The 6,145-nt window shown below is 58.0% G+C and carries 5 protein-coding genes and 1 pseudogene; 3 read left to right on the top strand and 3 right to left on the bottom strand.

Annotated elements, in window-relative coordinates:
- Positions 1-147 precede the first annotated feature (147 nt).
- Positions 148-507, bottom strand: a complete 360-nt coding sequence (locus YA0848_RS34955) for a hypothetical protein (protein ID WP_010953870.1) — start codon at positions 505-507, stop codon at positions 148-150.
- Between the two features lie 118 nt (positions 508-625).
- Between YA0848_RS34955 and mreA the strand changes: the two genes are divergently transcribed.
- The 3 genes and pseudogenes from mreA to YA0848_RS34970 form a co-directional block, all read left to right on the top strand.
- Complete coding sequence (mreA, locus tag YA0848_RS34960; protein ID WP_010953869.1) at positions 626-913, top strand: metal-sensing transcriptional repressor MreA; 288 nt, start codon at positions 626-628, stop codon at positions 911-913.
- Between the two features lie 10 nt (positions 914-923).
- The gene (mrdH, locus tag YA0848_RS34965; protein ID WP_010953868.1) at positions 924-2,057 is read left to right on the top strand and encodes a Ni(II)/Co(II) efflux transporter permease subunit MrdH; all 1,134 of its coding nucleotides are present in this window, start codon (positions 924-926) and stop codon (positions 2,055-2,057) included.
- Positions 2,058-2,061: 4 nt separating this feature from the next.
- Positions 2,062-2,475 (top strand): annotated as a pseudogene (locus YA0848_RS34970) (YqaA family protein); the annotation flags it as partial.
- 142 nt (positions 2,476-2,617) lie between these two features.
- Here YA0848_RS34970 and tnpC read toward each other — a convergent pair.
- Together tnpC and YA0848_RS34980 are read right to left on the bottom strand one after the other, a co-directional pair.
- The gene (tnpC, locus tag YA0848_RS34975) at positions 2,618-2,980 is read right to left on the bottom strand and encodes a Tn3 family transposase post-transcriptional regulator TnpC (RefSeq protein WP_010953865.1); all 363 of its coding nucleotides are present in this window, start codon (positions 2,978-2,980) and stop codon (positions 2,618-2,620) included.
- 8 nt (positions 2,981-2,988) lie between these two features.
- Positions 2,989-5,994, bottom strand: a complete 3,006-nt coding sequence (locus tag YA0848_RS34980; protein ID WP_023082813.1) for a Tn3 family transposase — start codon at positions 5,992-5,994, stop codon at positions 2,989-2,991.
- Positions 5,995-6,145 lie beyond the last annotated feature (151 nt).

The following is a 6,145-nucleotide window of genomic DNA, read 5'->3' on the forward strand; positions in this document are numbered from 1 at the left end:
TCGCGTTATTCGAGGTGCCCATAAACAACAGCAGCAGTAATAACGAGCGATTCGGACGCACGACAAATGCGCCCATTGCGCTCATGGATAACGAATCCATGGTTGAGTCCTGAGTTAAAGGGGTCTTGGGCCGCACAGCAGCCTATGTCAGAGCACGAATGTGGCGCGCGGTGGCCGTTCAATCAGGAAGATCGGGCTTGGAGGAATGGAGTAACGAGGGGCGGGTATCGGCTGCGTACGTTCAGGCAGCGTGCTGATGCTGAGCAGCGTGGTCAGGTGCGGTGTTTCATGCACATGGTCGGCGGTCAGCGGTGAGTGGCAGTGATCCCCGTATGCAGCACAGGCGAGCGCCTCGTCACCATGGGTATGCGAATGTGCGCCATTGTTGCCACTCCCGACTGGCTGACTCGAACCCATAAAGAGCGCAGAGGTGTGCCCGGCCCAGGCTATCAAGATGGCCAGAGCAAGGGCAAAAATCACCTTAGTGCTGATGGGGTTGCTGAGCATGTCGTGTTTCTTTTGATGCCTAAGCGGATGGTTGTTCTGAAGGGGTAGTTGGTTTGACCATATCCCCCCCAGGGGGATAGGATGCGAGCGTAATTCATCGATGCATGAGACTCAAGGCATGAGCGATCACGAACACGGCCATCAGCACCAAAGTCATAGCGATATCATCAAAAGGTTGAAGCGTGCGGAGGGCCACCTGCGCAGCATCGTCAGCATGATCGAAGACAGCCGGGCCTGCGTCGACATCGCTCAGCAACTGCATGCCGTGGAAAAAGCCGTCTGCCAGGCCAAGCGTGTGCTTATCCAAGACCATATCGATCACTGCCTGGAACACACCGTCGAAGCACTCGCGACAGGTGAACGCGCATCGCTCGAAGACTTCAAGCAAATCACTAAGTACCTCTAGGCCTTTTCCCATGTCGAGCTTCGCTGAACTGCTGCAACAGGGAGCCTCGCAGGCCTGGTTGTACTTCCCCAGTGCCATCCTGCTGGGAGCCTTGCATGGCCTAGAGCCAGGGCATTCGAAAACCATGATGGCGGCGTTTATCGTGGCCATTCGCGGCACGGTGAAGCAGGCTGTTCTGCTGGGACTGGCCTCAACGCTTTCCCACACCGCAGTGGTTTGGCTGGTGGCCATGGCCGGCATGTACCTGGGGCAGAACCTGAATGCCGAAACCACCGAGCCGTATTTCCAGCTTGCGTCCGCCGCCATAATTATCACCATCGCCCTGTGGATGCTTTGGCGCACCTGGCGTGGCGAGCAGATGTGGCGCTTCGAGGAAGGCGATGATCTTCAGCATGACTATCACCACCACGATGAAATGCAGCGCATCGACACCGGGCATGGGCGCATCGAACTGTCGATCTTCGAAGAGGGCGTCCCTCCGCGCTGGCGACTGAATATCTTGACTGGCCATGCCTGGTCGGCAGCTGAAATGAGCCTGCTGACGACCCGCCCCGATGGCCTGGCCCAGCAGTTTCGCTTCGTCGACCGAGGTGACTACCTGGAGTCAGTGGACGAGATTCCCGAACCCCACGAATTCACAGCGCGCCTGAGCCTCGGCCATGCCGGTCATTCTCACGACTATGATCTGGAGTTCCACGAGCACGGCCACGGTCATGGCCATGATCATGCAGAACTGGAGGGCCTGGAGCTGTCGTTGGAGGGCTACCAGGATGCCCATGAGCGGGCGCATGCCAACGATATCCGCAAGCGCTTTAGCAATCGCAACGTCACCACGGGCCAGATCATCCTGTTCGGTTTGACGGGCGGGCTGATTCCTTGCCCGGCAGCGATCACCGTGCTGCTGCTCTGCCTACAAGTGAAGGAAGTCGCGCTGGGAGCCGTGCTGGTGTTGTGCTTCAGCATTGGCCTGGCCATCACCCTGGTTACCGTTGGTGCTGCCGCCGCTATCGGAGCACGCCAGGCGTCCAATCGCTGGCCCTGGCTTGGTGCTGTGGCGCGTCGCGCTCCGTACCTGTCCAGCCTATTGATCATCGGTGTGGGGATTTACGTGGGTGTCCATGGCTGGATCGGCCTGAACGCCTAGCCTGATGTGCGAGTTATCCGGCTATTTCGGCCTGTTCCTCGCCGCCTTCGGTGCCGCCACGCTGCTGCCCATGCAGCCGGAAGCGGTGCTGGTCGGCTTGCTGCTGACCGACCCCTATGCCGCCTGGACACGGCTGGCCGTGGCGACCACGGGCAATGTACTGGGCTAAGCACTGAACTGGCTGTTGGGCCGTTTTATCGAACACTACCGACACAAACGCTGGTTTCCCGTCAGCGAAGAAAAACTGGAAAAGACCCAGCAGGCTTATCACCGCTTCGGGCGCTGGTCGCTGCTGATCAGCTGGGTACATATTATTGGTGATCCACTCACAGTAGTGGCTGGCGTCCTGCGGGAACCCTTTTGGAGCTTACTGTTGATCGTAACGCTGGCCAAGGCCACTCGCCATCTGGTGCTGGCCCCTGACGCTCGGGTGAGACAGGTCAAGTTCTTCGGCTGGTCGCTCGATAAGTATTGGATTGCCGCTGTCGAAGATTTAATCCGGCAAGAGATGGTCTTTCCTCAAGCCTGCGCATTTACAATATAGGCACTCTCCCAAGTGCTTACTGTTCGTGGTCGGGCGCTAGATTGACCAAGGGGATTATTCCAGCTTGAGCAGAGCGCACCCACCCAGCGAGGGTCTCGAGATTCTGTTGCAGCGACTCAGCCTCCGTCCAGATGCAGGCATTCTCAGTAGGTACTGTCAGTGGCACACCCTCTACAAGGGTTAGGGCCATCGCATGAAGCTTCAGCAGCTCATCTCGGACAGCCACAACTCCACCTAACTCAGCCAGACAGGCATCGAATTGGTCAACCAGTCGCAGAAGCTGGGAGGTGTCGAAGCTGGCTCGCAGCTTGTCCAGTGCTACACCATCCACTTCTCCGTAGGGTGTGACTCGAAAAGTCGCGGGAGGGATCTCGATCATGTTGCCTCCTAGGCACCGGTCTTGCTGGCCGTGTTGGCTCGAAGCGAGCCGGCGGCCTGTTGGAATACCGAGTCCTTGATCCAGGGCTCCGGTGGCCTATTGAGCTTGAGGTTGAACTCACCGAAGCGCTTGACGTTGCTGGTCAGGTAGGGGCTGAGGAACGACACGTCCTCATCGGTGAACTGCCAGCCCTCGCGGGCCAGTTTATGCAGGATGCGCATCATGTCCACAGTGTTCTGCAGGATCACCGACGAGGCCACCATGTCGTTGTAGCGCAGCCGTTTCTGCTGCTCGTCCGGATCGTTTTCAGCAATCACATCGCCGCCGAAAGATAACCACTTGGAGAAACCGTTGTAGGACTCGATCTTGTTGGTGTTCGCGGTGACCTCCTGGCGCAACTCGCGACTGCCGATCCAGTTGAGCAAGAAGATCGTACGGATCACGCTGCCCAGTGCCTGAGCCGCATGGTAGAGCTTGTTGCGCCGGCTGTAGGAGCCGAGTTTGCGCAGCAGCATGGGCGAGGAAATCTTGCCGGCCTGGATCGACAATGCGACCTGCATCAGATCCTGCCAGTGGGTTTCGATCAAGTTCCAGTCGGCAGTGTCGGTGAACAGGCGGTTGATATGCTTGTACGAAGCACCGCGATCCGGCCGGCACATCACCAGGTCGCGCCAGTTGCGAATACGTGGCATCAGATTGATGCCCAACAGATGGGTGAAGGCAAACACCGTGGCCGACTGCCCTTGGGTATCGGAGTACACCGTGTCAGCCTCGACGCTGAGATCAGCCTTGAGCAGCCCCTCGATCACGTAGATCGCCTCCCAGATGCCCGGCGGGATGAAGTGCTGGAACACGGCGATGTAGTTGTTGGCCACGTGCCGATAGGCCACGGCTCCCATTTTGCGGTAGCGAAAGTGGTAGCCGGCCAGCAGGTTGTCATCATAGAAGTCGAACTGCGTGCCGTCCGCAGCCACCGCCTTGCCATCGCCCCAGAGCTTGGGCAGATCAAGTTGAAGGTAGAGTTCCACCAACTCGCGGTTAGCCTTGTCCAGTTTTTCCAGCGAGAGGTGACGGCGATTCGTATAGGACAGCATGTGTGGCGTGACATTACCGGTCAGATGCCGTGCAGCCTGGCTAGGGCCTAGGTTGCAGCCCATGGCGAAGATCGTCATCAGGTAGCGCTCGGCAGGCTCTTTGAGCTTCGGCTCGTTACCGGACATGGGCCCGAAATGCCGCGTGAACTGAATCCAATGCTCGATGTTAGCCATGATATCGAGCACATGCCTGGCCGGCATGCGCTGCATAAGCGCCGTCTGCAGCGAGATGGCCGAAGGGGGGATGTCCCGCGCCGCTACTCGGCGCAACACCGGTTCTCCAGCTTCGTTAATCGATACGTCCCCTCGGCATGATGGGAATTTCTCGTCCAGTTGTTGCGCGGTTTCCTCCAACTGGGTCTTGAGAGAGGCAACAAACTCCTTCGCTGTGCCAGGCAGCCCCATCTTTTCGCAGTAGGCCGGTAGTCGCTGGAGACATTCCTCCCAGGGTAGCAACTGCTTGCGATAGTCGGCGAAGGATACCGACCCTTGTACGCACATGTCGCCGGATCGCAGCTCGCTGGCCAGGTAGGAGAAAACGCAAACTTCCAGATAGCGCCGGTTGGTCGGTGGCCCCTCACTCGAAGGGCGACGAACGACCTTGACCCAGCGCTCCGACGCAAACGACAAATCGACGTGCTCGTCGATCCATTCGCGGTGTAGATTCTCGCTGTCCTGGATCAGTTGAAGTGCCTGAGTCAGCGACCGATCCTGAGTCGTGGGCTCCAGTTGGAGAAGGTGACTGAGACGGAACAACAGCGAGCGATGGGACCTGAAGTGCTTCCAGATCAACGGCAGGTAGTTATTACCGCCGGTAGCTTGGACTTCGGCGCAAGTCTCACGCAACCGATCCAGATTGCCATCAGGGGAGAGGTATTCCCGAATCAGGCTGCCAGCTTCCTGGTCATCCGGTTCTTGAACCAGAATCTGCACCACGCCGTCCAGGGTCGCCGCCAACTGCTCCAGCTTCTGGCGTTGTCGCGCCTGGATTTGTTCCAGCTCCTCCTTGGCGCGTTTATGGATCGTCGAAATCCGCCGGATGAACATCTCGGCCAGGTGGTCCCGAGTTCGCACACGCATTCGATATATCAAGGCCAGCATCAGCGTGTGGCGCTTCGGCAGCGAGCAGTCCTTCAGCTCGGAGACGTCCGCCGCCGCGGCTTGGGCAGCAAAGTGGCGAATCTTGGCATCGACGATCCCCTCAAAGATGGCCTCCAGGTCCCCGAAGCTCTCTAGCCAGGCCAAGTGGTCGATCAGCACCTCCAGGTGCTTGCGAGATGGCTTCTTGGGTGCCTGTTTCAGCGCATTGAAATCGCTCTGGCGCCGGCCGAAGTCGGTGTCGAGCAGCTCCTTCAGCTTGTAGATCACCTCGATTGGCGCTCGAGTCACGACTAGGTTGAAGGTAACTTCCTGGGCACTCGCCAAGGCGGTTTCTGCGAGGTTGTTGAGCGTCGAATAAGCCGGAAGCTCATAGCCACGCTGAATCAGCTCATCAAGCATGGCATTGATGAGATCGACTCGCTGCTCAAGAACTACAGCGCAGTCACGTGCGATCTGCTCAGTGACCGCTAGCCCGTCGCTGCTGTAGAAGGGGGTAACCTGCAGGTACTGCCGTACCGCTGCTTGGTGCCGGTAAAGGGTGCGGGGATTGCTATAGCGTGGAGCTATTCGTGCGCCGTAGCGGAGGCATTGCCGGACATGACTGATGAGTTCCTGAGGAAGCTCCTCGAACGGAACGAAATAGTGCAGCTGCTGAAACACCTTTAACTGGATTGCCAGCCCAATCGAGAGCGCTGGACTCTTAGCGGTGTTGTTGACCCATTCGATCTCTGAATCAGACAGGGAATAGCTTCGATGAAGCTCCTTGGCCGGTAGCTGACTGGGCAAGATAGGGTAGGCTGTTCTTTCCACCGATGCCATTGAACACATCCCCCAAGCGAGGCAAAAGCATCAGCATAGACGGCTAGCCAGACGGTGGATGACCAGCAAGCCACGGCCTCTCGAATAACCTTTTAAATCATATATTTACAGAACGAATGTCCTAATTTTTGCCTTATCTCGGCATAACCCC

This window comes from Pseudomonas sp. S4_EA_1b, assembly GCF_016307435.1.
Taxonomy (GTDB): domain Bacteria; phylum Pseudomonadota; class Gammaproteobacteria; order Pseudomonadales; family Pseudomonadaceae; genus Aquipseudomonas; species Aquipseudomonas rhodesiae.